The sequence below is a fragment of the Bradyrhizobium sp. GW821-FHT12B03 genome, from assembly GCF_058807535.1.
Map to the genome: position 1 here is coordinate 358,613 of NZ_JBXAQU010000006.1, position 25,219 is coordinate 383,831.

Consider the following 25,219-nt stretch of genomic DNA (forward strand, 5'->3'; position numbering starts at 1 on the left):
GGCGGAACACCCGGAGTCACGGCGGCGTTTGGCTAACCCCCAGAGAAACTTAACCTAATCCCACCAGACGGCGGATGCCGGCAGGCGAAGCACCGGCGTCGCGCAACTCCCGCAGACCGGTCGAGCGGCCCGATTTCGATAGCTTCTGCCCGGCCTCGTCCCGAATCAGGGTGTGGTGGCGGTAGGCGGGTTCCGGCAGGTCGAGCAGGACTTGCAGCAGGCGGTGGACCGCGGTGGCGTGAAACAGGTCCTGACCGCGCACCACCTCGTCGATCCCCTGGAGCGCGTCGTCGACGACCACGGACAAATGGTAGCTGGTCGGCGTCTCCTTGCGGGCCAGGATCACGTCCCCCCAGGCCTCGGGCCGCGCAACGACCATGCCGCGTTCGCCGCCGGGCCCCTCGCCCAGCTCGTTCCAGCTCAGACTGGCGACGCGTTGGCAGGCGGCCGCCATGTCGAGCCGCAGTGCGTAGGGCGCGCCGCTCTCGATCAACCTCGACCGCTCGCCCCCGGTCAGCGATAGCGCATCGCCCGGATAAAGCGGCGCGCCGTCGGGATCGCGCGACCACGGCCCGTCCGCCTCGCGCGTAGCGACCAGCTTTGCGATCTCGGCTCGGCTTTCGAAGGCGGGATAGACGAGGCCGAGCGCGGAGAGTTTTTCCAGCGCGGTGCGATAATCGGCAAGATGCTCGGACTGCCGTCGCACCGGCGTTTCCCAGGCAATGCCGAGCCAGGCGAGATCCTCAGAGATCGCCGTCTCATATTCCGGCCGGCAGCGCGTCGCGTCGATGTCCTCGATCCGCAGCAACAGCCGCCCGCCGGTCTCGCGCGCGCGGTCGGAATTGAGCAGCGCCGAATAGGCATGGCCGAGATGCAGGTAGCCATTCGGGCTGGGCGCAAATCGGAAAACGGGTGGCATCATGCAAGCCGGAACGGAAGAACGGCACCGTCCTCCCGTTCGAGGCGCTCCACCACGCCGCGGTAAAACTGTTCTGCCCGAAGGATGATCTGTTCCGATGCACTTGGCCCGCTGCCTTCGAAGAGACCGCGGGCAAGCTCAAACTCCGTATCGAGAAAGTCGGCCACGGTGCGCGGTAGAGGTGCTGAGCCGAGTTCGTGCGTGATCGACTTCCGGGCCATGAGTTCGATGACCTCCGACTTCAATTCGCTCGGCGGATCGCACTCCTCCATGAGGGTCGGAAAATGCATCGGCGCCACGGCTTCGGTAGGATGAATGCGCAACCATCGCAGGGCGGCGGCGGGCCGAAGTGCATAGAAGATCTTCTTTTGCGCAACGCTCGTCCCGTCGCCGAAATAGACCCGTCGCTGCCGCTCGCCGAGATGAAGATAGTGGCGGCAGACAGCCTCACGACTAGCGGCCTCTCTGGCAAATGCCAGAAACTCGTCGCGAAACCATGCCTGCCCCCGGTAAACGACGGGCGAGCACAACCACTCCACGATCACCGCATTGCCCTTCAACAGGAGCTGAAGCGCCTTGCGCAAGTCCCAACCGTTCGCATCGAGATCTCCCTCCAACGGGAGCTCGATGACGTCACGGCTAACCCACGGCGTAATGTGATCGACGGCGCGGCGCACATAGACAAAACGACAGTCATAGTCGCTGTCGGGCGAGGCGAATCCCCAGGCCCGGCTTCCGCTTTCGATCGCGAGCGGAAGGAAGACGCGGTATTCGTCGACGACGCGGTCCAGCATGGCATCGATCAGGGCGACTTTCTCGCCGTCCATCTCCACAGGAATACTTCTCAAAGTCATCGAACGATTCCAGGATTCCGATAGTATGGTCTTAATCTTATCGTCCCAAGCCGTCCACAGAACGCCAAATCAGCATCGCGACGAGCCGATGACGTCATGACCATCCACCTCGAAACCCAGTCCGATCTCGAAGAGGCCGTCCAGGCGCTGGTGAAGCGCGATCCGCGTCTCAAGCCCGTGCTCGCGATCGCCGGCATGCCGGCGTTGCGGCGGCGCGAACCGGGCTTTGCGGGGCTTGCCCATATCGTCTGCGGGCAACAGCTGTCGACCGCGAGCGCCGCGGCGATCTGGGGACGACTGTCGGCTGCCTTCGACCCGTTCGACCATGAGGCGGTGCGCCGTGCGCGCACCGACCGGCTGGGGCGGCTTGGCCTGTCCGCCGCCAAGATCAAGACGCTGAAACATCTCGCGCGCGAGATCACGGCGGAGCGGCTGAACCTCGACGTGCTCGCCGAGGAAGATGCCGACGCCGCGCATCATACGCTGATCTCGCTGCCTGGCATCGGGCCATGGACCGCCGACGTCTATCTGCTGTTTTGCCTCGGCCATGGCGATGCCTGGCCCGCGGGCGACCTCGCGGTGCAAGAGGGCATCAAGATCGGCCTCGGCCTGCAGGCGCGGCCGACGGAGAAGCAGATGGCGCCGCTCGCCGAACCCTGGCGTCCGCTGCGCGGCGCGGCCGCGCATCTGTGGTGGAGCTATTATCGCGCGGTGAAGAAACGCGAGGGCGTGCTCGCCGGCGAGGCGAACGCCGTTTTAAACAATGTTGCTGTTGCAAAGCGCCCAGGCGTGAAAGAGAAGATGCCGGCACGGAAAAAACCGGGACCTTCGCCATGACATCGACCGACTTCACATCGACCGACTTCGTCGTTGCGCGCGATGACCTCGAACAGTGCAAGCTGATCGAGACTGCCATTCCGGATGCCGCCACGCTGCCGGCGGATGCGCTGCTGCTGAAGGTCGATCGCTTCGCGCTCACCGCCAACAACATCACCTATGCCGTAATGGGCGACGAGCTGAAATACTGGCAGATCTTTCCCGCATCGCAGGGCTTCGGCAACATTCCGGTGTGGGGCTTTGGCGAGGTGATCGCCTCGAAACATCCAAACGTCCCGGTGGGCGAGCGCCTGTTCGGCTACTTCCCGATGGCGACGCATCTCGTCATCGAAGCCACCGATGTCAGCAAGCGCGGCTTGCGCGACGGAGCTGCGCATCGGCAAGGCGTGGCGCCGGTCTACAACGCCTATGCGCGCGTCACCGGCGATCCCGCCTACGCAGGCCGGCAGGGCGACTACCAGGCGCTGCTGCGACCGCTGTTCATGCTGTCGTTCCTGGTCGACGATTTCCTGGCCGAGAACGACGATTTCGGCGCGCGGACCGTGCTGCTGTCGAGTGCCTCGAGCAAGACGGCGTTCGGGCTCGCTCATCTCTTGCACACACGCGGCCGCGGGGTGATCGGCCTGACGTCGTCGGGCAATGCCAGCTTTGTCTCGTCGATCGGCTGCTACGACGCGGTCGTCACCTATGATCGTGTGACGTCGCTGCCATCAGACGCGCCGGTCGTGTTCGTCGACATGGCCGGCAACAGCGCACTGCGTGCCGGATTGCACCACCATTTCCGCGACCAGATGAAATGCTCGGTGCGCGTCGGCTTGACGCATCGTGCCACCGACGCCGACGAGGGCGAACTGCCCGGTGCGAGACCGCGCTGGTTTTTCGCGCCCGACCAGATCCGCAAGCGCGCCAAGGAATGGGGGTCGGGCGGTATCGAGCAGCGTTTTGGCGCGGCGTGGTCGGGCTTTGCGCCGCGGGTGGAGCGATGCCTGACCGTGGTCGAGAGCCGCGGACCAGAGGCGGTGCGGCAGGTTTATCTCGACACGCTGAAGGGGCGCATTCCGCCTGAGCAGGGCCACATGCTCTCGCTGCTCGGGTAAAGCGCTTTTGACACGGACTGATCCAGTATAGCGTTCCATCTCAGAGGAAACGCCGCGAAGACGGCACGAGGTCGCGCATGCTGGACAGGACGAAGGATATTTCCGTCGCCGCGCAAGCTTGGCTCGATGAATTCGAGCGCACGCTGAGCAAGCCCGGTCGCGAAGCGCTCGATCACCTGTTCGCCGCCGAATGTTTCTGGCGCGACGTCCTGGCGCTGAGCTGGAACCTGCAAACGATCGCCGGCCGCGATGCCGTTGCGGAAGCATTGGCCGCGCTCGCACCCAAGGCAGCACCGGCCAATTTCAAGATCGCGCCAAATCGCGCGCCGCCGCGCTGGGTGACGCGCGCCGGCACCGGCAACATCGAAGCCATCTTCAATTTCGAAACCGCGCTCGGCCGCGGCAGCGGCATCCTGCGGCTCGTTCCTGACAGCACCGACGGCGACCGCCTGAAGGCATGGACGCTGCTCACCGTGCTCGACGAGTTGAAGGGCTTCGAGGAACAGCTCGGCACGTCACGCCCGCGCGGCCAGGCCTATTCGCGCGATTTCCGTGGCCCGAACTGGCTCGACCTGCGCAACGCCTCGCGCGACTACGCCGATCGCGACCCGGCCGTGCTGGTGGTCGGCGGCGGCCAGGCCGGGCTCGCGATCGCGGCGCGGCTGAGGCAGTTGAAGGTCGATACTCTGATCGTCGATCGCGAGGCGCGGATCGGCGACAATTGGCGCAAGCGCTATCACGCGCTCACCCTGCACAACCAGGTGCAGGTCAATCATTTGCCCTACATGCCGTTCCCGCCGAACTGGCCGACCTATATCCCCAAGGACAAGCTGGCGAACTGGTTCGAGGCTTACGTCGATGCCATGGAGCTGAACTTCTGGACCGGCACCGAGTTCGAAGGCGGTGCTTACGACGAGGCTGAGAACCGCTGGGCGGTGACGCTGCGCCGGGCCGACGGCAGCAAACCCACCATGCACCCGCGCCATGTGATCATGGCGACCGGCGTCAGCGGCATCGCCAACATTCCCGATATTCCGACCCTCGACAATTTTAGGGGCACGCTGCTGCACTCCAGCCGCTACGAGGATGGCGAGAACTGGGCCGGCAAGCGCGCCATCGTGATCGGCACCGGCAATAGCGGTCACGACATCGCGCAGGACCTGCATTCCAGCGGCGCGGAGGTGACACTGGTGCAGCGCTCACCGACGCTGGTCACCAATATCGAGCCGTCGGCGCAGCTCGCTTATGCGACCTACAATGAGGGCACGCTCGAGGACAACGATCTGATCGCGGCCTCGATGCCGACCCCGCTCGCCAAGAAGACCCATGTCATGCTGACGGAACAGTCCAAGGAGCTCGACAAGGAGCTGCTCGACGGTCTCTCCCGCGTCGGCTTCAAACTCGACTTCGGCGAGGCCGGCACCGGCTGGCAGTTCAAATATCTCACCCGCGGCGGCGGTTATTATTTCAACGTCGGCTGCTCCAACCTCATCGTCGAGGGCGCGATCAAGCTCAGGCAGTTTTCCGACATCGAGAGTTTCGTCGCCGAAGGCGCACGGATGAAGGACGGCGCGACCATCGCGGCCGACCTGATCGTGCTCTCGACCGGCTACAAGCCGCAGGAATACCTCGTGCGAAAACTGTTCGGCGATGGCATCGCCGACCGCGTCGGCCCGGTCTGGGGTTTTGGCGACGGCTTCGAGCTGCGCAACATGTATGCGCGCACGCAGCAGCCCGGCCTGTGGTTCATTGCCGGCAGCCTCGCGCAGTGCCGGATCAATTCGAAATATCTCGCGCTCCAGATCAAGGCCATCGAGGAAGGGATTTTGGGACGGGAGGCGGCTTCGGCTTGAGCCCCATCGTCATTGCGAGCGCAGCGAAGCAATCCGGAGTCTTTCCGCGGAGACAGTCTGGATTGCTTCGCTGCGCTCGCAATGACAGTGTGGGGATGATCGCGTGGGGCTAAAGCGACCAAGAGGAGATCACACATGCCAGCCATCCTCGGCGCCGGCGAGCACCGCTACCGCGTCGTCGAAAACTTCGCCAAATTGCCTGACGGCTGGACACTGAGCGACGTCGCCTCGGTCGCGGTCGACAGCAAGGATCGCGTCTACGTTTTCAACCGCGGCGCCCATCCGATGGTGGTGCTCGACCGCGAGGGCAATTTTTTGCGAAGCTGGGGCGAGGGCCTGTTCTCGCGCGCGCACGGGCTGCACATCGATGCCGACGACAATCTCTACTGCACCGACGACGGCGACCACACCGTGCGCAAATGCACCACCGACGGCAAGGTGCTGCTGACGATCGGCATCCCAAAGAAGCCGGCGCCGTTCATGAGTGGCGAGCCGTTCCACCGCTGCACCCACACCGCGCTGTCGCCGAAGGGCGAGATCTACGTCTCCGACGGCTATGGCAACGCGCGCGTGCACAAGTTCACGCCCGACGGCAAGCTGATCAAGAGCTGGGGCGAGCCGGGCACCGATCCCGGCCAGTTCAACGTCGTGCACAACATCGCCACCGATGCCGATGGCTGGGTCTACGTCGCCGACCGCGAGAACCATCGCGTGCAGGTGTTCAACGGCGAGGGCAAATACGAGACGCAGTGGAACAATCTGCACCGCCCCTGTGCGCTGTGCTGCTGCGGCGGAGCCAAGAGTCCGACCTTCGTGATCGGCGAACTCGGCCCCGGCCTCGACATCAACCGCAATGTGCCCAATCTCGGCCCGCGGCTGTCGATCGTCGATGCAAAGGGCACGCGCATCGCGCGGCTCGGCGGCGAGGAAGGCCCGGGCGTTGCAAGTGGCAAATTCCTCGCGCCGCACGGCATCGCGCTGGATTCGAAGGGCGACATCTACGTCGGCGAGGTCGGCGTCACCAACTGGACGACGAGCTTTCCGGACCAGGAGATGCCGGCCGTGGTGCGCGCGACGCGGTGCTTGCAGAAGCTGGAACGGGTGCGGGAGTAGCGCGACACGTTATTGAAACGCCGCCACCTCCCCAACGTCGTCCTGGCGAATGCCAGGACCCATAACCACAGGGAGCAGTTTGGCGAACACTAGTCGTTGCGTGGTACTAATACCGCGTATCACGGATGGATTCCGCGGTATGGGTCCTGGCATTCGCCAGGACGACAGCGGAGGGTGTGGCCACGCGCCGTCTGATAGGTCGGCCGTCTGTACGTCGGCCCGACGCGCCCCCTCACTCCACCTTCACCCCCGACGCCTTGATGATCGGCCACCAGCGCTCGGCCTCTTCCTTTTGATACGCGCGCAGCGCTTCCGGTGATTGCTGCCGAGGCGGCGAGACCTCGATGCCGAGCTCGGCGAAGCGCTGCTTCGCCTCCGGGCTCGCCAGAATCTGCACCATGGCGGCGCTGAGCTTTGCGATGATGTCGCTTGACGTTCCCTTCGGCACCCACAATCCGTACCAGAGCGAGGCGGAATAGCCTGACAGCCCCGCTTCATCGGCGGTCGGAATGTTCGGCCAGGATGGCGAACGTGCCTTGCTCGTCACGGCAAACGTCTTGATGCTGCCGGCGCCGACCAGCGCCTTGAAATTGGAAGCCGGCTCGATCATCGCGTCGATCTGACCGGCGATGAGGTCCTGCATCGCCGGGCCGTTGCCGCGATAGGGCACGAACTGGAATTTCGTACCGGTCTCCTTCTGAAGCGCGATGCCCGCGAGATGGCCGGTCGCGCCGACGCCGGCGATGCCGACCGACGCCTTGTCCGGATTGACCTTCAGCCACGCGATCAATTGCTTGAGATCGTCCGCCGGCAGATCCTTGCGGCCGACGATCAAAAGCGGCTCGCTGCCGATCAGGATGACCGGCTCGAGATCCCGCAGCAGGTCGAAGGGCAGCGCGTAGAGCCCGCCCGTCAGCATATGCGTGGTCGAAGTTCCGATCGACAGCGTGTAGCCGTCGGGAGCCGCGCGCACCGCGCGGCCGACGCCGAGCGAGCCGGCGGCACCGCCGACATTCTCGATCACGACCGGCTGCTTCAGCATCACGTTCAGGCGTTCGCCGAGGAACCGCGCCAGGGTGTCGGTCGCCCCGCCCGCCGGGAACGGTACGATCATGGTGACGGGGCGCGTCGGATAATCCTCAGCCGCAGCAGATCCGATCGCCCCCGTGCCGAACACGGCCAGGAGCAGCGCGGCAAGCCAGCCTCGCATGGACCCCTCCCTGAATCGCGGCGTTTTTGAGCGTTTTGCCACCCCGCCGCCGCATTGCCTACGCCTGAATAAGTCGCTCAACGGGCTTCACAATCCCGTCACGCTGCATGTAGTATGTCAATACATGCTGCTTCGCAGCGTACATGGAGGCCGGGAGCGTTACTTGAACGCACATGTCTCGCAAGGCAGTTGGCCGGTGTTGGTGCTGAATGCGGACTTCCGGCCGCTGAGTTACTACCCACTGTCTCTGTGGTCGTGGCAGGACGCGATCAAGGCGGTGTTCCTCGACCGCGTCAACATCGTCGCGCATTACGACCAGGCGGTCCGAAGTCCCACGCTGGAAATGCAGCTGCCGAGCGTGGTCTCGCTCAAATCCTTCGTCAAGCCGACCACCCATCCCGCCTTCACGCGGTTCAACGTCTTCCTGCGCGATCGTTTCGCCTGCCAATATTGCGGCTCGCCCGAAGACCTCACCTTCGATCACATCATTCCGCGCAGCAAAGGCGGCCAGACCACCTGGGAGAACGTGGTCGCGGCGTGCTCGCCCTGTAACCTGCGCAAGGGCAATCTCACTCCGGCGCAAGCCAAGATGTTTCCGCGCCAGAGCGCCTTCGCGCCGACCGTGCACCAGCTCCACCGCAACGGCCGCCTGTTCCCGCCGAACTATCTGCACGATAGCTGGCTGGACTATCTCTACTGGGATACCGAGCTGGACCCGTAGAGTTCGGAGCCGGCGGCGATGCGGTTCGACCTTCTTCGCGGCATTCGATCAGCCATCGTCGTGACTGCTTTCGCAGTCGGTTGGCCCGTCACGGTCCATGGGCTGGACTGCGGCCTTCCGACTTCCGCTTTTTTCGAATCGATCAACCCAAATGTCGATCCAACCAAGCGAACCGTCGATCTCGAAGCGCGTGTCGCTCTCGATACTCTGAGCCCGATTGTCTTCAGCGGCCGTCTCGTCAGCATCCGCCACCTTTCCGGACCGGACACCGGGATCGAGCTGCTTGGATTCAGGGACGTCAAAGTCCTGAGGGGCGCGCTTTCTCGCAGCAAGATCGATCGAATCGCGATGGTCGCGTACGATAGATGGTGCGATGGTGGCTGCGCTCACCGACCACTAGAATGGGCTCCCGGCGCGATGCTCACAATCGGAATTTCACCAGGCCTCGACAAGGTCACCGGTGATGGCAAGACGCTTTATCGAGGGCGGGTCGACGGCCAGTTCGGACCTTGCCGTGGCGGCCCGCTTACGCCGCTCAAGTTGATGCTGCTTACTGCGCCTCCAGAAGAGATTGCGCGGCTCGAGCGGGACTACCCGCCCCGAAAACGTCAATGAGGGACGGCCTCACACCCCGATCGCGTTCCTCGCCACCACGTCGCGATAGAACGCCGCGCTCAGCTTCGGCATCCTCGCTTGCGTCTCGAAGTCGACGCGGTAGAGGCCGAAGCGTTTGCCGTAGCCGAAGATCCATTCGAAATTGTCCATCAGGCTCCAGAGGAAATAGCCGCGGATCGGCACGCCCTCCGCGACGGCGCGCTGCATCTGGGTCAGGTAGTTGCGCAGGAACATGATGCGGTCGAGGTCGTAAACCTGGCCGTCGGCGGAGATCTTGTCTTCCGACGAGGTACCGTTCTCGCTGATGTAGATGGTCTCGATGTTCCAGATCTTCGCGGCGATGCGCGGGGCCCAGTAGATCACCTCGGGGCCGACCCGCAGCCATTCCGAATTCATGTGCGGAAACGAGGTCGGAAACGGCAGCACGTGGAAGCCGGGCGCACGGTCGGAGGCGGTGACGTAGTATTGCGGTGCGTAGATGTTGAGGCCGACGAAATCGTTCGGCGTGCCGATGATCTTCAATTCCTCGGCGGTGAATTTCGGCGCGTCCGCGCCGGCATAGGCAAGGAAGCCGTCGGTGTATCTTCCTTCCAGCACCACGCCGAGGAATCCGGCGTTGAGCTCGCGCGTGGCGATCTCGGCGGCGCGGATGTTTTCCGGCGTAGCAATCGCCGGCACGCAGGCCGCGATATTCTCGGCTGCGCCGACGCGGGTGCCGGCGCGGCCGGAGGCGCGCACCGCCTGCACGGCAAGGCCGTGCGCCAGCGCGACATGATGGCGGGCCTGGTTCAGCTGCACCGCCGGCAGCTTGAGGCCGGGCGCGTCGATCCCCCAGCCATAGCCGAAATTCACGAAGCGCCCGACCTCGTTCACGGTGAAGATGTTCTTCACCCGATCGGTCAGGCGGGCGGCGATGTACGCAGCATAGTCGGCAAAGGCTTTCGACGTATCGCTGGACTGCCAGCCGCCGACGCGGTCCTGAAGCGCCTGCGGCAGATCCCAATGATAGAGCGTGGCGTAGGGTTCGATGCCGTTTGCGAGCAGCTCGTCGACCAGGCGACTGTAGAAATCGAGCCCCTTGGGATTGGGCTGCCCCGCCCCGTCGGGAAACACTCGCGGCCATGCGATCGAGAAACGGTAGGCCTTGACGCCGAGCGCCTTGATCAGCGCGACGTCCTCCTTGTAGCGATGGTAGTGCTCGTTGGCACGGTCGCCGGTGGAGCCGTCCTCGATCTTGCCGGGCGTGTGGCTGAAAATGTCCCAGATCGATTTGCCGCGGCCGTCCTCGGCGACGGCGCCTTCGATCTGGTAGGACGAGGTCGCGGTACCCCACAAGAAATCCTTCGGGAAGGGCGCGCCGCGCTCGACCGATGCGAGCACCTCATTCTCCGCGGCCCTGGCTCCCGCCGCTGCACCAAGCGCGGCGAAGCCGGCGAGCTTTGCAAAACGGCGCCGTGACAAACCAGCTGACATCCCTATCTCCGCGCCTGCTCCATATCGATCTGATAGGCGGAAATCCGGTCGATCTCGAAGGCGACGCGCGGCGGCGACTCCGCATCGACCGGACCGACGCCGACGAAGAACTTCGATCCGATCGCGAGATTGACGATCATGTACATGGGATCGTCGAAGCCGATCGGCACCTTGATGTCCGATACCGGCCTGCGGTCGATAAAGTAGACCAGACGGTCCTCCTCCCACAGCACACCGTAATTGTGGAATGCGCTGGAAGCGTCGCCGACCGCGAAGTCGAAGCCGCAGGACTGGATCTTCTGGGTCGACGGAATCCGCCAATGCGTGGTCATGACGAGATCGCCGGGTCGCTCGCCGCGGCCTTCCAGCACGTCGACCTCGGGCGGCCAGCCGCCATCGTCCGCCAGCATCCAGAACGCCGGCCACACCGCATGGCCGACCGGGACCTTGGCGCGAATTTCGAAATAGCCGTGCTTCTGCGCGAACGTGCCCTGGGTCGTCAGGATCCCGGAGATGTACTCGTTGTTGAACAGCACCGGCTTCAGCTCCGGCGGCGTGCGGCTCGCGACGATCGACAGCACACCGTCGTTGACCTTGAACGGATCGAGCCCGAGCGGTGCCGCCGCGCGGCCGGCGTAGCGCGGATCGACATAGATCTGCTGCTCGCCATTGGCGCTGGTCTTGCGCTTGAAGTCGGAGCCGTCGCCGCCCCAGTAGCGCGCCTCCGGCCACGCCGCGCCACCGGCATAGTGCGGCACCCAGCGTCCGGCCGACAGCGGATGCTCGTCGAAATCCTCGTTGAACGTCCGCCGCAGCGGCAGGAAGATCAGCGAGGCGGGATTGACCGTTTCGAGCTTACGGCACTCGATCGTCGACGGATCGGTCGTCACTTGCAGCGACATCGTGCCGGGCGCGCCGCCGAGATCGTCCTGCGCGGCGCCCGATGCAGGCCCGGCCAGCAGGCCGATAGCGGCCAGAACCCCCTTCGTCCAACGGCCGATCATCAGCGTACTTCGATGCTGCCAGGAGAGACGTTCAGGTTAGCCCTTCCGCGTTCCCGCGGACAAGCCGGCGACGCGGCGCCTGCCGGCGTATTTGAGGGGAACATTGCGATATCGCACGCAAATGCGCGGAAAATCAGGGCGTCCCCTCACAAGGCGGACGACGAACTGGGCGCCTGCTGTCGCCCCAGCTGCCCTGACGCCCCATGCCGGTTAGCGCAATTTAGGGCTGCCTCGACGCCGGTCCATGCGTCATCCCCACCAAAATCCCCCGGGCCCGTTACCGTCCCTTAAACCTCTGGTGGCAGTTTGGCGGTGATCCGCGGATCTGCGCGCCGGACCGCGGATCGGTCAAGCTGGGGGTCGTCGCTGATGTTTGCCGGGACGCTGGAAGCGGTTCAATCCTCGCCGTCGAAGCGGACGATGTATGTCCGGTTCGTTGTGGCGACGCTGGCCGTGATGGTCCTGTTCAAGACATTCAGGTTCGGCCGCTGGAGCGTCTGGCAGGTTCGCGAGCTCTCGGATTTCGACGCCTTCTACATCGTGGCGCAGCAGGTATGGCGTGGTCAGCTCGATCTCGTCTACCGGTTCGAGACGCTGATCAAGCTTCAGGCCGAGGCGTCCAATGGAGCCACGAGCTTCATGCCTTGGACCTACCCGCCACAGTTCGATCTGCTGTTGGCGCCATTTGCACTTCTGCCGGCCGGGAGCGCCTATCTCATCTTCATCACCACGACCCTTGCCGCCTACCTCCTGACGCTTCGCGCCATCGCCGGCAGGAATTTCGCCCATATCCTGGTCGTCATGTTTCCCGCGCTCGCGATTACTGTCGGCTGCGGACAGAACGGCTTCCTCACGGGCGCCCTGATCGGCGTTGTCTGCCTCAACGTGGAGCGGCGCCAGGTTCTCGCCGGTCTCGCGCTGGGTATGATGGTGATCAAGCCACATCTGGCCATCGCCGCCGGCGTCTACATGCTGGCGACGCGCCGCTGGGTGGCGCTCGCGACAGCGACAACGGTCGTGTTGGCGAGCTCGCTCGTCTGCACGCTGGTGTTCGGATCACAGATCTGGGCCGCATGGCTCGGAGCGATCCGGGAATCGGCCATCTTCCTGGAACACGGCTTTTATCCGCTGTTCCGCATGATCTCGACCTACGCGGCCCTCGGCCGCGCCGGCGTTCCTCCGGCTTACGCCTTTTGGGCCCAGGCGATCGCCGCGTGCTTTGCGCTGTGCGCGATCGTGCTCTCGATCTGGCTCAGTGCCGCGCGAAAGATGTCCCCCGCGTTTGTGCTGGGCATCACTGCCATGGTGTCGGTGATGATCAGCCCCTATGCCTATGACTACGACCTGCCGATGGTGGGGATCGGCCTCGCGCTGCTGCTTCCCGATCTTGTCCAGTTGGCGAGCGCGCGCGAACGCAGTGCCATCTATGGGCTGATCCTGCTGGCTGGCGCCTATGGAATGCTTCAATCGGCGCGCATGGCGGCACAGTTCGGGAACGAAGCCGATTTTGCCGACATGAATGAGAAGTTTGCGCCCGCCATCGGTGGCTTCGCGCTGATGGCGCTGCTCGTTCTGCTCCTGAGGCTGCTGTGGCGCGGAACGCGGCTGGCACCGGCCCTGCCGCAGATCGCGCAAGCGGCGGAATAGCGTCTCCAGGTTCGCTGAAGAGCCAGCGTCACTCCACAAGCGCGAGTGCCGTCGCCGCCGATCGCACAAGCCCCGCGCCCGGCAGGCGGCCGCATGGGGCATCGCGGAGAATGGAACCCAAAGCGCTCGCATCTGTTCAAATCGGAGAGCGCACGGCTCTCGAACGCATGCGAGAGACCTATCCTGGCTCGCCACAACACGAACAAGGGGAGACGCACCATGCCCACAGCCGAGAAGGATCACGTCTACAAGATCCTGGAACTGGTCGGATCATCCGAGACCTCGATCGAGGACGCGATCAAGAACGCGATCAGCCGCGCCGCCAAGACCATCCGCGAGATGAAATGGTTCGAGGTGGTGCAGACGCGCGGCCACATCGAGAACAACGCCGTGCGCCACTATCAGGTGACGCTGCGCGTCGGGTTTACACTGGAGGAGTGAGGCGGGGACGCCAGGCGAATCCGGCGCGCGAGGTCGGCGTGGTTAACATCCTTCGACAATAACCCGTCGAAACGTCGAGGACCGGTTCCGGCCGAATACGGGATTCGCACAATCAGCGCGGATGGCGCAACAGGCCGTTAAGGCCAAAGTGAGAGGTTTGCGCCGAAATGGAGCAAGCCTGATGATCACGGGCCGCGACCTCGGCAAGACGCGCCTTCCGCTGTGGGCGGCGGGCTTCGTCGTCCTGACTTGCTTCGCCATCCTCGGCTTGAGCGGCTGGCGCGAATGGGAGACGCGCAATACCGAGCTCAGAAACGCCGAAGTCGACGTGGCCAATCTCGCGCATTCGCTGGTCCAGCATGCCGACGACACGTTCGAGCTCGTCGATACGATCCTGGTCGGGCTGGTCCATCGGCTCGAAATCGACGGAACGGGTCCGGACACGATCACAAAGCTGCAGGCCTATCTGCCGACCCGCAAGTCTTCGGACCGCATCCGCGGCATCTTCGTCTACGACGCGACCGGCCGGTGGCTCGCCACGACCGAGCGCGTCGATTTTTCCAAGCTGAACAACAGCGACCGCGAATATTTCCAGCGTCATCGGGATTCGACCGATCCTGGGACGCTGATCGGACGCCCCGTCAAGAGCCGTGCCGGAGGCCAGTGGATCATCACCGCGTCCCGCCGGATCAACGATCCCGACGGGGGCTTCGCCGGCGTTGCCCTGCTCACGATCGACGTCGGGTATTTCGTGAAGTTCTACGAGCGCTTCAATTTCGGCCCGAACGGCTCGGCGTCGCTGCTCAGCAATGGCGGCATCATGCTGGCGCGCAGCCGTGACGAGAGCAGCGCTTTCGTCGGCCGCGACCTGTCCAGCACGCCGCTATTCAGGGAATGGGAGAGCCGGCCGGCTGCCGCGGTCTACTATTTCAAGTCGCCGCTCGATGGCGTGCAGCGGCTCAGCTACTACCAGCGCAGCAGCCGCTATCCCCTGATGGTGCTGGCAAGCAAGTCGCAGGACGACGTGCTGGCTCCCTGGCGACGCGCGGCGGCCATGCGCATGACCTTCGTCCTCGGCCTCGTCCTGCTGATCGCCGTGATCGGCTACTACCTGGTCCGCCAGCTCGCGCAGCGACAGCGCATGGCGCACGCCCTGGTCGCCAAGGAAGCTCATTTCCGCCTGCTCGCCGAGCAATCCAGCGACATGGTGACCCGGATCGGACTGGACAACCGGCTGCTCTACGCGTCGCCGTCATGCGTGCGCATCATCGGCTGGTCAGCCGACGAACTGCTGGGCACGTCGGCGGTAGCAGGCATTCACGCCGAGGACATGGAGCGGGTCGAGCAGGCGATTGCCGCCCTGAAGAACGGCGAGGCCGAGGAGGCAAGGTTCGTCTATCGCCAGCGTCATCGCGAGAAGGGCGAGATCTGGGCCGAGGCAGCCTTGCACGTGACGCGGGCCTCCGACAGCGGCGAGATCGACGGCGTCGTCGCGGTCGTACGCGACATGACAGAGCAGAAGGACCTCCAGGACAAGCTCGCCTCGCTGGCAACGACCGATGGCCTGACCGGGCTCGCCAACCGGCGCGCATTCGACGAACGGCTTGCGGACGAATGGGCCCGCGCCCGGCGCGATGGCACCCAACTCTCGCTGCTGCTGATCGACGTCGATCATTTCAAGGCGTTCAACGACCATTACGGACATTTGGCCGGCGACGGCTGCCTGCGGGCGCTGGGGCGGATCCTGTCCGCTCATGCCCGGCGGCCGGCCGACGTCGCGGCGCGCTACGGCGGCGAGGAATTCGCCGTGCTGTTGCCGAACACCGATGCGGACGGCTGCGCCAGGGTCGGCGAGGAAATTCGCGGCGCATTGCGCGACCTCGCCATGCTGCATGCGCACAATCCACCCTCACGGCTCATCACCGCGAGCGTCGGCGGCGCGACGGCGTTTCCATCCGAGACCACGACCGACTCCAGCGCGCTGGTGGCGGCCGCCGACCGCGCGCTTTATGCCGCCAAGGACAGCGGCCGCGACCGGCTGGTGATGTCGGGACAGGTCGTGCCCTGGCCCGCGAAAAGCGCGTGACGCCGGCGCCGGCCCGGCACGCGTAGCGCACACCACCCTTGCGCCCCCGGATTTGTCGCCCGCGTTCGGGCGGGATATGACTCCAGTGACGGCCGGCCATTCGGCCAACCCGAGAGTGCTGCTGTGACTGACGCGATCAAGCTCGTTCTCTTCGACATGGACAACGTCCTGTGCGACTACGACAGGGGAAAGCGTGTCGCATGTCTGGCGGAGCTTGCGGGATCGACCAGCGAGTTCGTCCACAAGGCGATCTGGGAGAGTGGCTTCGAGCTGCTCGGCGATTCCGGCACTCTCGGTGCCGCGGATTACCTGCGCGGCTTCGGCGAACGCATGGGTTATCCGCTGTCGCTCGACGAATGGGTGGAGGCGCGGCGCCGTTCGATGCAAGCCGATCGCGCGATGCTGGAAATTGCCCGCCGTCTGCGCGAGACCGTCGACATTGCCGTCCTGACCAACAATACCACGCTGGTCGCCGACCACATCGACACGCTGCTGCCGGACTTGCGGCCGCTGTTTGGCGCCCGGATCTATACCTCGGCCCAGTTCAAGACGGCAAAGCCGGACCCGCACTGCTATCGCCTCTGCCTGGCCGAGCTCAACGTGCGGCCGGAGACGGTCCTGTTCGTCGACGATCTCGCGGCCAATGTTGCCGGCGCGCGCGAGGCGGGCCTGTTCGCGCATCACCACACGTCTGTGGAGGCTTTCAGGCAGACCCTTTCGGCGTACGGCCTGCTTCAGGACGCGTGAATACGCGTCCTGCCTTACCCGGCGTCAGGCGAGATGGCACGCCACGAAGTGGCCGCCCGCCCCTTCCCTCAGCTCGGGCGCGCTCTCGGCGCAGCGCGGCTGGGCGATCGGGCAACGGGTGTGGAAGTGGCAGCCCGACGGCGGCTTCATCGGGCTCGGCACGTCGCCCTTCAGCCGGATGCGCTCGCGCTTGAGCTTGGGATCTGGCACCGGCACCGCCGACAACAACGCCCTGGTGTAGGGATGCTGCGGGTTGCGGTAGAGGTCGTTGGCTTTCGCGAGCTCGACGATGCGGCCGAGATACATCACCGCGACGCGGTCGGAGATATGCTCGACCACCGAGAGATCGTGCGCGACGAAGAGATAGGTGAGGTTCAGCTCGGCCTGGAGATCCTCCAGCAGGTTGATGACCTGGGCCTGGATCGAGACGTCGAGCGCGGAGACCGGCTCGTCGCAGACGATCAGCTTCGGCTCGACCGCGAGCGCGCGCGCGATCACGATGCGCTGGCGCTGGCCGCCGGAGAATTCGTGAGGGTAGCGGCGCATGTGCTCGGCCTTGAGCCCGACCTTCACGAGCAGGCTTGCGACACGATCCTCGCGTTCCCTAGCTGATGACCCGAGCTTATGAATGACAAGGGCCTCGCCGAGGATCGCGCCGATCGTCATGCGTGGATTGAGCGAGGCGAACGGGTCCTGGAACACCAACTGCATGTTCCGCCGCATCGCGCGCAGATCGTTGCCGCTGAGCTGGCGCACATCCTGGCCGTTGAACGTAACCTCGCCGTCGGTCGGCTCGATCAGGCGCAGCACGCAACGGCCCGTGGTGGACTTGCCGCAGCCGGATTCGCCGACGAGACCGAGCGTCTCGCCGCGATTGACCGAGAACGACACGCCGTCGACCGCATAGACGCTGCCGACCTGGCGCGACAACAGGCCGCCGAGCACGGGGAAATGCTTCTTCAGACCGCTGACGCGGAGCAAGGGTTCGCTCATGACGCGGCTCCCAACGACGTATCTCCCAGGTGACAGGCCATGCGATGGCCGGGCGAGACCTCGCGGAGCAGCGGCTCCTTCTCGGTACAGACGCTCATGGCGTGCCGACAACGCGCGGCGAAACGGCAACCGACCGGCGGATTGATCAGGATCGGCACCGAGCCGCCGATCGCCTCCAGCCGCGTCTTGTGCTCGCTGTCGAGGTCGATGCGCGGAATCGAGCGGATCAACCCTTGCGTATAGGGATGGCGGGGATCGCCGAAGAGATCGTCGACGAGCGCCTCCTCCACCACCTTGCCGGCATACATCACGACGACGCGCTGCGCGGTTTCGGCGACGACGCCCATGGCATGGGTGATCAGCATCACCGCCATGCCGAAGCGCTTCTTCATGTCCTGCAAGAGGTCGAGGATCTGCGCTTGGATGGTGACGTCAAGCGCGGTGGTGGGCTCATCGGCGATGATCAGCTTCGGCTTGCAGGCGAGCGCCATCGCGATCATCACGCGCTGGCGCATGCCGCCGGAGAATTGGTGCGGATAGTTGTGCACGCGGCCTTCGGCGTTGGGGATCTGCACCAGCTTCAGCATCTCGATGGTGCGCTCGAGCGCCTGCTTCCTGGTGACGTTCTCGTGGCGGCGCAGGCTCTCGGCGATCTGCTCGCCGATGGTGAGCACCGGATTGAGCGAGGTCATCGGCTCCTGGAAGATGAAGCCGATCTCCTTGGCGCGAATCTCGTCGAGCTGATTGCTCGTCAGCGGCACGAGATCGCGGCCTTCGAAGATGATCTGACCGGCCGCGATGCGGCCGGGCGGCATCGCGATCAGCTTCAGGATCGACATCGCCGTAACGGTCTTGCCGCAGCCGGACTCGCCGACGACGCAGAGCGTCTCGCCGCGGTTGATGGAGATGTCGACGCCGTCGACGGCCTGCAAGATACCGTCGTCGGTGGAGAAATGGGTTTTCAGGCCCTTGATCTCGAGCAGCGGCGCCATCAGATCACCCGCCGCGCATCGAGCGCGTCACGCAGGCCGTCGCCGATGAAGTTGATGGCGACCACCGCGATGAAGATCGCGCCGCCCGGAAACAGCGCCCAGTGCGGACCGATGTCGAGGAAGTCCTTGGCATCGTACAGCAGCCGCCCCCAGGTCGGGGTATCCGGCGGAAAGCCGAGGCCGAGGAACGACAGCGTCGACTCCGCGATGATGGCGGCAGCGACGTCGATGGTGCCGGCGATGATCACCGGACCGAGCGCATTGGGCAGGATGTGGCGCACCACCTGCCGCACCGGACTGGCGCCGAGCGCGCGCGCGGCTTCGACGAACTCCTTTTCGCGGATCGACAGGAATTGCGCGCGCACGAGGCGCGCCACCGGCATCCAGCGCAGGCCCCCGATCACGAGCACGATCAGGATGAAGATGCCCCCCTCGGGGCCGAACGCGACCTTGAGTCCGTCGCGGAAGAGGTAGATCAGCAGCAGCAGCAGCGGCAGTTGCGGCAGCGACAGGAACAGATCGGTGAGCCACATCAATCCATGACCGAGCGCGCCGCGCGACATGCCGGCGAGCGCACCAATCAGCGTGCCGATAAAGACGGAGACCAGCATCGCGGCGAGGCCGACGGCAAGCGAGATGCGCCCGCCATAGATCATACGGGCGAGGATGTCCTGTCCGAGATCGTCGGTGCCGAACGGATGGGCAAGCGACGGCCCCTGCATGCCCGCCACGATATCGATATCGTCGATCTTGACCCGCCACACGAAGGGGCCGGCGACCACCGCCAAGACCAGAATGAGGAGCAGGAACGCACTGGCCACGGCAAGCTTGTGGCGGCTATAGCGCCGCCACGTCTCGCGCCACGGCGAGTAGACGCGCCGCTCAGCGGAGGGAGATGCGAGGGTCAAGCCAGCCATACAGGACGTCCGCGATGAGATTGAACAGGACCACAAGGCACGCGAAGACGAAGGTGACGGCCATCACCACCGGCGTGTCGTTGGAAAGAATGGAGGAGATCAGCAGCGAGCCGATGCCGGGAATGCGGAAGATCTGCTCCGTGACGATGGCGCCGCCGAACACCGCGGGCATTTGCAACGCAATGAGCGTGACGACCGGGATCATGGCGTTCCGCATCACGTGCTTGATGATCACCGTCGCCTGTCCGAGGCCCTTTGCCCGCGCCGTGGTGACGTAGTCGAGCCGGATCACGTCAAGCATCGCCGAGCGCACGAAGCGCGTCATCGACGCCGCCTGGAACAGGCCGAGCACCGCCACCGGCATGATCGCCTGACGGATCATCTCGAGCACCCAGCGGATGCCGGTTGCATTGATGTCCGTCGAATAGACGAAGGGCAGCCAATCGAGCGTGACCGAGAAGATCAGGATGAACAGGATGCCGGTGAAGAAGGTCGGCAGCGAAAAGCCGACGAAGGCAAGCGTGTTGGCGACCTGGTCGAATACCGAATAAGGCTTGGTCGCCGCATAGACGCCGACGGGAATTGCGACCAGCAGCGCCAGGATCTGTGCCGAGCCAATCACGTAGAGTGTCGTCGGAAGGCGCTGGAGGATGAGCGTATCAACGTTCATTCGGCTGACGAACGAAAAACCCCAGTCGCCGTGCATCATGGCCGACAGCCAGTGCAGGTAACGAAGATGGATGGGATCATCCAGTCCAAATTTGGCCCGAAGTGCGGCTTGCACTTCGGGCGGTACGTTCGGATTGGTGGCCAGTTCGGAGAACGGGTCGCCGGGAGCCAGCGCCAGCACAAAGAACAGCACTGCCGAGATTCCGAGCAGGCTCGGAATCGCGATCAACAAGCGACGCAGGACATACTGACTCATCAGGGAAGGATCCTCTCAGCGGCCGTCCCTCACGCCTCCCGGTACCAGTCCTGAATGTTATCCGTCTCGTTCGCCCAACCGCTCAGCGCTGGCCGCAGCGCGTTGGCGGCGGCTTCCACCTTGAGACGATGCATCACCGGGATGAACACGGTGTCCTGCCAAAGCAGATCGTTGCACTTGATGTAGAGCGCGGCGCGCTTAACCGGATCGGTCTCGGTCTCGGCTGCCGCAATGGCGGCATCATAGTCCTTGTTGACATAGCGCGGGAAATTTTGGCCCTGCCATTTGTTCTCCTTCGTGGCCACGTTGGCGGAGATGTAGCGGCGCATGTGCAACGCCGGATCCGGCTGCGTCATCGGGATCTGGAACTCCTCGATGTCGGCATAGAACTTGGGGTAGGTGTCGGGATTGGCAACGTCCGACGAGAAGAACACCGAGGCAACGACCGATTTCAGCTCGACATCGATGCCGGCCTTCTGGCAAGCCTGCTTGACGATCGCCTGGGTCTTCTGGCGCGGACCGTTGGTCGAGGTCTGGTACAGAAGTTTGAACTTCTTTCCGTCTTTCTCGCGGATGCCGTCCGCTCCGACTTTCCATCCGGCGTCGTCGAGCATCTTCGACGCCTTCTCGATGTTGAACTCCCACGTCGTATTCTTTGAGACGAATTTTTCGGGACCGTTGAGATAATTGGCGGTGGCGCGCCCGGCGCGACCGTAGATCGCCTTCTTGACGGACTCGCGGTCGACGAGCAGGGCAAGTGCCTTGCGCACGTTCGGATCCGAGAGGATCGGGTGCTTGGTCTTCATCGAAGACCGTTCGCCATCAACCTCGGTGTGCGGATCGGTGAAGTTGATCGCAATGAACTCGATGTCGCCGCCAGTGGCGTAGACCGTCTTGCCCTTGCCGCCCTTCTCCAGACGCAGCAGCACGTCGTCTTCAACCTGCATGTTCCAGGCGAAATCGAATTCGCCGGTCTGGATCACCGCCCGCGCCGCGGAGACGGCGTCGCCGCCGCCCTTCATCTCGATCGTGTCGAAATGCGGACGGTTGGGCATATGATAGTCGGGATTGAGCTGGCCGCGGACCATATCGCCCGGCTTGAACTCGACGAATTTGTAGGGACCGGTGCCCACTGGGGCCAGATTGTTCGGCGCCTCGCGGGACTTCGAACCCTTGTAGTCCGTGAACAGATGCTTCGGGAGAACGCAGCCATAGGCGCCGACGAAGGCATTTGCCCAGAATGGCGTAGGAGTCTTGAACAGGATGCGAATCGAAAGATCGCTCACCTTCTCGACCGTGATTTCACCATAGGTGCTGATGCTGACGGCAGCCGTGGCGGGATCGCTGGCATATTGCCAGGTGAACACGAAGTCGTCGGCAGTGAGCGGTTTGCCGTCGTGCCATTTGACTCCCGGCTTGATTTTCCAGACCACCGATTTGGCATCGGCTGCGAGACCGCCGTTTGCGACCGAGGGAATCTCTGCGGCGAGAATCGGGTTGAGATTGCCGTCGGCGTCCCAGCTTGCGAGCGGCTCGTAGAACAGCCGCGACCCGTCCTGGTCCTTGGTGCCGGTGGCGAAATGCGGATTGAGCAGCGTCGGCCCCTGCCACCACAACAGCTTGAGAGGGCCGCCGCCCCCGCGCTTGGTTGGCTTGTAGACCGCGGGGCTCTGCGCCATCGCAACCCCACCGAGCGCGAGAAGCTGATTGGCCAGGGGTGCGGTGAGACCAACCGCGGCCAGACGCTTGATGAAGGCGCGGCGATCCATCCGCCCGTCCTTCACTTGGCCGATCATCGAACGCAGTTCTTTATCCAGCATGGTTGTCCCCCGTCTGGTTCCCATAGTGATGAGGACGGCCGCGAGGCGGCCGCCGGGTTGTGTCTGGCCGTAGATGGCACACTGAATAGGCCGCCCGTCAACTGCGACCGTGTGTATGCAAACAGTGTTCTGGCTGTCCGTTGGGCAAAAACTGCGTTCCGCAGCCCAAGCGTTCGGCAATCCGGCGTCAAAATACGCCGGAATCCGCGTTGCACTGCGGAAAATTTGTTCGCCGGATCAGACGAAGTATCGAGACGGAATTCTACGCCACGGACATATTCAGCGGCGGCGCGACGTGGTCCGGCAGCGGACAGACATAAGGTGTCTTGGTGGTCCGCTTCTTCAGGTCGGCTTTTGCGGCCTCGATCAACGCCGGTTCCGTGAGCGCCTTGATGCCGAGCCCAGCCATCGCCTTGGCCGCTTGCACCATCGCCTTGTGGGCATGCGGGCTCTTGCCCTGCGCCACCACCTGCCAGGTGTGGAATGGCGTGCCGATTGCAACCGTCGGTGCGTGAACCTGCACGGTCGGCACCACCCAGCTCACATCGCCGACGTCGGTCGAGCCGACCAGCGGATTGCGCTTGGCATCGAGCGGCACCAGGAAGTCGGCCAGCGGCCGATCGGTCGGCTCCATCCCGATCGCGTAATAGACCGAGTCGATGTCCTTGTCGCTCAGCGTCGATCGGATCTGGCTGGCAAACCCCTTGTCCGCGTCGTCGAAATGCGGCGGCCCGAGCTCTTCCATGACCCGGTGCAGCGCCTGTTCCAGCGGCGTATTCGGCAGGATGTTGGAGACCGCGGAGATGATCTTCATCTCGACCTTGGTCTCGGTCATCAGCGCCGCCCCCTCCGCGATCTTGCTCACGCGTCCGACCAGCTCGTTCATGCCGGGCAGATCACGCGCGCGGATCGAATAGCGCACCCGCGCATGCGCCTGCACCACGTTGGGCGCGATGCCGCCGGTGTCGAGCAGCGCGTAATGCACGCGCGCGTCGCTCGGCATGTGCTCGCGCATGTAGTTCACGCCGACATTCATCAGCTCCACCGCGTCGAGCGCGGAGCGGCCGAGATGGGGCGAGGCGGCCGCATGCGACGTGCGGCCGGTGAAGATGAAGTCGGCGCGCGTGTTGGCGAGTGACGGCGTCACCGCCACTTCCCAGAAGCTGTGCGGATGCCAGGTGATGGCGATGTCGGCATCCTCGAATGCGCCGGAGCGCACCATGAAGGCCTTTGCCGCGCCGCCCTCTTCAGCGGGACAGCCGTAATAGCGCACACGGCCGGGCACCTTGTTCTCGGCGAGCCAGTCCTTCATCGCGGTCGCGGCGAGCAGCGCGGCAGAGCCTAGCAGATTGTGGCCGCAGCCATGGCCATGGCCGCCGGTCTCAACCGGGCGGTGTTCCGCGACGCCTGCCTCTTGGCTGAGGCCCGGCAGCGCGTCATATTCGCCCATGAAGGCGATGACCGGTCCGCCCTCGCCCCATTCGCCCATCACCGCGGTCGGGATGCCCGCGACGTTCTCGGTGATGCGGAAACCCTGATGGCGCAGCTCGGCGAGATGCTCGGCGGCGGACCGCGCCTCGGTGTAACACACCTCGGGCATGCCCCAGACCTTGTCGCTGAGGTCGATGAAACGTGCCTTGATCGTGTCGACGCCACGCCAGATGTCGCTGCGGTTGTCCATTGCTTCGGTCCGTGATCCCTTGGTCAAACGAAGCAGCAACGGTTAGCAGCTTCATTGCACGGCGCCTAGCACCTCGCCGGACAGCAGCCATGCGGCGGATGCCGGATCGAGCAGCCGCCTGCCTCCTGTGCACGTAACGGCCTGCACCTTATCCTTGCGCCTTTCGAAGATTTCACACGGCGCTCGTAGGAATAGTTGGGGAACGAGGCTTTCAAGACGGCCTTCTCCGGCCTAAATTATCCGTGCTTCGCACGTCGTTCCGCTGGCCACGGCGGAGCGATGCACTCAGCCAGGAGAACTCCATGCCCGCCCTGACCGAATGGAGAGTGCCGCCGGCCAATCAGCCGCGTGCGAGCGACTACGGTTTCGATCTCGACCGCGCGCTCGCCTCCGTCGTCGGCCTGCACGCCATCATCCCCCCTGATGCCTTCAGTGCCGAGACGCTGGGCACCGAGCGCGCCGGCAATGGCGTCGTGATCGACGACGGGCTGGTGCTGACCATCGGCTATCTCATCACCGAGGCGGAATCGGTGTGGCTGCACCTCGCCGACGGGCGCGTCGTCGAAGGACATGCCCTCGGCTTCGATTCCGTCACCGGCTTCGGCCTGGTGCAGGCGCTGGGTGAGCTCGACGTCGAACCCTTGCCGCTCGGCAACTCGGCGGACACCCGGATCGGCGACCGCGTCGTGGTCGGCGGTGCCGGCGGACGCACGCGCTCGGTCGCGAGCCAGATCGTGGCCAAGCAGGAATTCGCCGGCTATTGGGAATATCTGCTGGACGAGGCCGTCTTCACCTATCCCGCGCACCCGAACTGGGGCGGCACCGGCTTGCTCAACGAGCGCGGCGAATTGATCGGCATCGGCTCGCTTCAGCTCGAGCGCGAACGCGACGGCAAGGCCGAGCATGTTAACATGATCGTGCCGATCGACCTGTTGAAGCCGGTCCTCGACGATCTGCGCAAGTTCGGCCGCGTCAACAAGCCGTCGCGCCCGTGGCTCGGGCTCTTCTCGACCGAGATCGACAACCGCGTGGTGGTGATCGGGATCTCCGCCAACGGGCCAGCCGCCCGTGCCGAGCTCAAGACCGGCGACGTCATCCTTGCGGTCGACGGCGAGAAGGTCACGAGCCAGACCGGCTTCTACAAGAAGATGTGGGGGCTGGGCGCTGCCGGCGTCGACGTGCCGCTCACCGTGCATCATGAAGGCGTCACCTTCGACGTCACGGTGACGTCGACCGATCGCTTCAAGCTGTTGAAGGCGCCGAAGCTGCACTGA

At 64.4% G+C, this 25,219-nt stretch carries 22 protein-coding genes; 11 read left to right on the forward strand and 11 right to left on the reverse strand.

Features of this window, described 5'->3' with window-relative positions; all coding sequences use genetic code 11:
- Positions 1–49: 49 nt before the first annotated feature.
- Complete coding sequence (gluQRS, locus tag AC1RUR_RS15095; protein ID WP_492845215.1) at positions 50–919, reverse strand: tRNA glutamyl-Q(34) synthetase GluQRS; 870 nt, start codon at positions 917–919, stop codon at positions 50–52.
- Entirely contained in the window at positions 919–1,773 is an 855-nt protein-coding gene (locus AC1RUR_RS15100; RefSeq protein ID WP_492845217.1) for a nucleotidyltransferase domain-containing protein, read from the reverse strand. Before AC1RUR_RS15100 ends, gluQRS begins: the two co-directional genes overlap by 1 nt.
- A gap of 96 nt (positions 1,774–1,869) precedes the next feature.
- Here AC1RUR_RS15100 and AC1RUR_RS15105 point away from each other — a divergent pair, with 96 nt between their 5' ends.
- The 4 genes from AC1RUR_RS15105 (at position 1,870) to AC1RUR_RS15120 (ending at position 6,673) form a co-directional block, all read left to right on the forward strand.
- Complete coding sequence (locus tag AC1RUR_RS15105) at positions 1,870–2,610, forward strand: DNA-3-methyladenine glycosylase family protein (protein WP_492845219.1); 741 nt, start codon at positions 1,870–1,872, stop codon at positions 2,608–2,610.
- Positions 2,607–3,707, forward strand: a complete 1,101-nt coding sequence (locus tag AC1RUR_RS15110) for a DUF2855 family protein (protein ID WP_492845221.1) — start codon at positions 2,607–2,609, stop codon at positions 3,705–3,707. The genes AC1RUR_RS15105 and AC1RUR_RS15110 overlap by 4 nt, the downstream gene beginning before the upstream one ends.
- Before the next feature lie 77 nt (positions 3,708–3,784).
- Complete coding sequence (locus AC1RUR_RS15115; RefSeq protein WP_492845223.1) at positions 3,785–5,560, forward strand: flavin-containing monooxygenase; 1,776 nt, start codon at positions 3,785–3,787, stop codon at positions 5,558–5,560.
- 135 nt (positions 5,561–5,695) lie between these two features.
- Complete coding sequence (locus tag AC1RUR_RS15120) at positions 5,696–6,673, forward strand: peptidyl-alpha-hydroxyglycine alpha-amidating lyase family protein (protein WP_492845225.1); 978 nt, start codon at positions 5,696–5,698, stop codon at positions 6,671–6,673.
- A gap of 232 nt (positions 6,674–6,905) precedes the next feature.
- Here AC1RUR_RS15120 and AC1RUR_RS15125 read toward each other — a convergent pair whose 3' ends face one another.
- Positions 6,906–7,883, reverse strand: coding sequence for a Bug family tripartite tricarboxylate transporter substrate binding protein (locus tag AC1RUR_RS15125; protein ID WP_492845227.1), 978 nt, complete (start codon positions 7,881–7,883; stop codon positions 6,906–6,908).
- A gap of 163 nt (positions 7,884–8,046) precedes the next feature.
- On the opposite strand from AC1RUR_RS15125, the gene AC1RUR_RS15130 reads away from it, so the two are divergent.
- Positions 8,047–8,604, forward strand: coding sequence for an HNH endonuclease (locus AC1RUR_RS15130; protein WP_008543309.1), 558 nt, complete (start codon positions 8,047–8,049; stop codon positions 8,602–8,604).
- An 18-nt stretch (positions 8,605–8,622) separates the two neighbouring features.
- Positions 8,623–9,219: a hypothetical protein gene (locus AC1RUR_RS15135; protein ID WP_492845229.1), complete on the forward strand. Its 597-nt coding sequence runs from the start codon at positions 8,623–8,625 to the stop codon at positions 9,217–9,219.
- A gap of 9 nt (positions 9,220–9,228) precedes the next feature.
- Here the strand turns inward: AC1RUR_RS15135 and AC1RUR_RS15140 are convergent, their stop codons facing one another.
- Together AC1RUR_RS15140 and AC1RUR_RS15145 are read right to left on the reverse strand one after the other, a co-directional pair.
- Entirely contained in the window at positions 9,229–10,692 is a 1,464-nt protein-coding gene (locus AC1RUR_RS15140) for a GH1 family beta-glucosidase (protein WP_492845231.1), read from the reverse strand.
- A gap of 2 nt (positions 10,693–10,694) precedes the next feature.
- Positions 10,695–11,696 (reverse strand): glycoside hydrolase family 16 protein, encoded by a 1,002-nt coding sequence (locus AC1RUR_RS15145; RefSeq protein WP_492845233.1) that lies wholly within the window; start codon positions 11,694–11,696, stop codon positions 10,695–10,697.
- Between the two features lie 369 nt (positions 11,697–12,065).
- Here AC1RUR_RS15145 and AC1RUR_RS15150 point away from each other — a divergent pair, with 369 nt between their 5' ends.
- The 4 genes from AC1RUR_RS15150 to AC1RUR_RS15165 all read left to right on the forward strand — a co-directional run bounded on the left by AC1RUR_RS15150 (position 12,066) and on the right by AC1RUR_RS15165 (position 16,617).
- Positions 12,066–13,343 (forward strand): glycosyltransferase family 87 protein, encoded by a 1,278-nt coding sequence (locus AC1RUR_RS15150; protein ID WP_492845235.1) that lies wholly within the window; start codon positions 12,066–12,068, stop codon positions 13,341–13,343.
- A 219-nt stretch (positions 13,344–13,562) separates the two neighbouring features.
- Entirely contained in the window at positions 13,563–13,784 is a 222-nt protein-coding gene (locus AC1RUR_RS15155; RefSeq protein WP_271567381.1) for a dodecin, read from the forward strand.
- A gap of 181 nt (positions 13,785–13,965) precedes the next feature.
- Positions 13,966–15,870, forward strand: coding sequence for a sensor domain-containing diguanylate cyclase (locus AC1RUR_RS15160; protein ID WP_492845238.1), 1,905 nt, complete (start codon positions 13,966–13,968; stop codon positions 15,868–15,870).
- A 123-nt stretch (positions 15,871–15,993) separates the two neighbouring features.
- Positions 15,994–16,617 (forward strand): HAD family hydrolase, encoded by a 624-nt coding sequence (locus AC1RUR_RS15165; protein ID WP_492845240.1) that lies wholly within the window; start codon positions 15,994–15,996, stop codon positions 16,615–16,617.
- A gap of 24 nt (positions 16,618–16,641) precedes the next feature.
- Here the strand turns inward: AC1RUR_RS15165 and AC1RUR_RS15170 are convergent, their stop codons facing one another.
- From AC1RUR_RS15170 to AC1RUR_RS15195, 6 genes are all read right to left on the reverse strand, one after another.
- The gene (locus tag AC1RUR_RS15170; RefSeq protein WP_492845242.1) at positions 16,642–17,610 is read right to left on the reverse strand and encodes an ABC transporter ATP-binding protein; all 969 of its coding nucleotides are present in this window, start codon (positions 17,608–17,610) and stop codon (positions 16,642–16,644) included.
- On the reverse strand, positions 17,607–18,602 hold the full coding sequence (locus tag AC1RUR_RS15175) for an ABC transporter ATP-binding protein (protein WP_492845244.1): 996 nt from the start codon (positions 18,600–18,602) through the stop codon (positions 17,607–17,609). Before AC1RUR_RS15175 ends, AC1RUR_RS15170 begins: the two co-directional genes overlap by 4 nt.
- Complete coding sequence (locus AC1RUR_RS15180; protein WP_492845246.1) at positions 18,602–19,519, reverse strand: ABC transporter permease; 918 nt, start codon at positions 19,517–19,519, stop codon at positions 18,602–18,604. Before AC1RUR_RS15180 ends, AC1RUR_RS15175 begins: the two co-directional genes overlap by 1 nt.
- Positions 19,485–20,444 carry an ABC transporter permease gene (locus AC1RUR_RS15185; protein WP_492845248.1) on the reverse strand — a complete coding sequence of 320 codons (960 nt, stop codon included), beginning with the start codon at positions 20,442–20,444 and terminating at the stop codon, positions 19,485–19,487. The genes AC1RUR_RS15180 and AC1RUR_RS15185 overlap by 35 nt, the downstream gene beginning before the upstream one ends.
- 29 nt (positions 20,445–20,473) lie before the next feature.
- Complete coding sequence (locus tag AC1RUR_RS15190) at positions 20,474–22,264, reverse strand: peptide ABC transporter substrate-binding protein (RefSeq protein ID WP_492845250.1); 1,791 nt, start codon at positions 22,262–22,264, stop codon at positions 20,474–20,476.
- A 262-nt stretch (positions 22,265–22,526) separates the two neighbouring features.
- Complete coding sequence (locus tag AC1RUR_RS15195; RefSeq protein WP_492845252.1) at positions 22,527–23,945, reverse strand: M20 family metallopeptidase; 1,419 nt, start codon at positions 23,943–23,945, stop codon at positions 22,527–22,529.
- Between the two features lie 302 nt (positions 23,946–24,247).
- On the opposite strand from AC1RUR_RS15195, the gene AC1RUR_RS15200 reads away from it, so the two are divergent.
- Positions 24,248–25,219, forward strand: a complete 972-nt coding sequence (locus tag AC1RUR_RS15200; RefSeq protein WP_492845254.1) for a S1C family serine protease — start codon at positions 24,248–24,250, stop codon at positions 25,217–25,219.

Coding starts and splice junctions, on each gene's coding strand:
- gluQRS (WP_492845215.1), bottom strand. CDS start 919: ATGCCACCCGTTTTCCGATTTGCGCCCAGCCCGAATGGCTACCTGCAT.
- AC1RUR_RS15100 (WP_492845217.1), bottom strand. CDS start 1,773: ATGACTTTGAGAAGTATTCCTGTGGAGATGGACGGCGAGAAAGTCGCC.
- AC1RUR_RS15105 (WP_492845219.1), top strand. CDS start 1,870: ATGACCATCCACCTCGAAACCCAGTCCGATCTCGAAGAGGCCGTCCAG.
- AC1RUR_RS15110 (WP_492845221.1), top strand. CDS start 2,607: ATGACATCGACCGACTTCACATCGACCGACTTCGTCGTTGCGCGCGAT.
- AC1RUR_RS15115 (WP_492845223.1), top strand. CDS start 3,785: ATGCTGGACAGGACGAAGGATATTTCCGTCGCCGCGCAAGCTTGGCTC.
- AC1RUR_RS15120 (WP_492845225.1), top strand. CDS start 5,696: ATGCCAGCCATCCTCGGCGCCGGCGAGCACCGCTACCGCGTCGTCGAA.
- AC1RUR_RS15125 (WP_492845227.1), bottom strand. CDS start 7,883: ATGCGAGGCTGGCTTGCCGCGCTGCTCCTGGCCGTGTTCGGCACGGGG.
- AC1RUR_RS15135 (WP_492845229.1), top strand. CDS start 8,623: ATGCGGTTCGACCTTCTTCGCGGCATTCGATCAGCCATCGTCGTGACT.
- AC1RUR_RS15140 (WP_492845231.1), bottom strand. CDS start 10,692: ATGTCAGCTGGTTTGTCACGGCGCCGTTTTGCAAAGCTCGCCGGCTTC.
- AC1RUR_RS15145 (WP_492845233.1), bottom strand. CDS start 11,696: ATGATCGGCCGTTGGACGAAGGGGGTTCTGGCCGCTATCGGCCTGCTG.
- AC1RUR_RS15150 (WP_492845235.1), top strand. CDS start 12,066: ATGTTTGCCGGGACGCTGGAAGCGGTTCAATCCTCGCCGTCGAAGCGG.
- AC1RUR_RS15155 (WP_271567381.1), top strand. CDS start 13,563: ATGCCCACAGCCGAGAAGGATCACGTCTACAAGATCCTGGAACTGGTC.
- AC1RUR_RS15160 (WP_492845238.1), top strand. CDS start 13,966: ATGATCACGGGCCGCGACCTCGGCAAGACGCGCCTTCCGCTGTGGGCG.
- AC1RUR_RS15170 (WP_492845242.1), bottom strand. CDS start 17,610: ATGAGCGAACCCTTGCTCCGCGTCAGCGGTCTGAAGAAGCATTTCCCC.
- AC1RUR_RS15175 (WP_492845244.1), bottom strand. CDS start 18,602: ATGGCGCCGCTGCTCGAGATCAAGGGCCTGAAAACCCATTTCTCCACC.
- AC1RUR_RS15180 (WP_492845246.1), bottom strand. CDS start 19,519: ATGGCTGGCTTGACCCTCGCATCTCCCTCCGCTGAGCGGCGCGTCTAC.
- AC1RUR_RS15185 (WP_492845248.1), bottom strand. CDS start 20,444: ATGAGTCAGTATGTCCTGCGTCGCTTGTTGATCGCGATTCCGAGCCTG.
- AC1RUR_RS15190 (WP_492845250.1), bottom strand. CDS start 22,264: ATGCTGGATAAAGAACTGCGTTCGATGATCGGCCAAGTGAAGGACGGG.
- AC1RUR_RS15195 (WP_492845252.1), bottom strand. CDS start 23,945: ATGGACAACCGCAGCGACATCTGGCGTGGCGTCGACACGATCAAGGCA.
- AC1RUR_RS15200 (WP_492845254.1), top strand. CDS start 24,248: ATGCCCGCCCTGACCGAATGGAGAGTGCCGCCGGCCAATCAGCCGCGT.